Here is a 321-nt window from a genome sequence, read left to right on the forward strand (position 1 = left end):
TTCTCTTACCTAAATTATATCACAAAGGACTTGTTTTTCAAGGCTAATGATTTTCATTTATTTATTGTGGTATAATAATTTTGCCTATTACTTAATAGGTGAAAAGAGGTGATTTGATTGTTAACCTCAATATTGGAAAATTTTATTTTTCCCTTGTTGGTTGGTTTGATATTATTTTTTATAAAAAAGTATTATTCCGAAAACAAGTAAATAAAAAGACAGTAGTTCGCACCTACCGTCTTTTTTTTGTGGTGATTCCACATTTTTCACATCCGTATTCCTTGAAATTAATCAAGGGTTTTTTGACAAGAGTTTTCTTCT

General features: G+C 28.0%; 1 protein-coding gene. It reads left to right on the top strand.

The features are described 5' to 3' along the window. Positions 1-98 precede the first annotated feature (98 nt). On the top strand, positions 99-321 hold a 223-nt coding region (locus HMPREF2782_RS09610), incomplete at its 3' end, for a hypothetical protein (RefSeq protein ID WP_222563146.1).

The organism is Anaerococcus sp. HMSC068A02, from assembly GCF_001811125.1.
Classification (GTDB): domain Bacteria; phylum Bacillota; class Clostridia; order Tissierellales; family Peptoniphilaceae; genus Anaerococcus; species Anaerococcus vaginalis_C.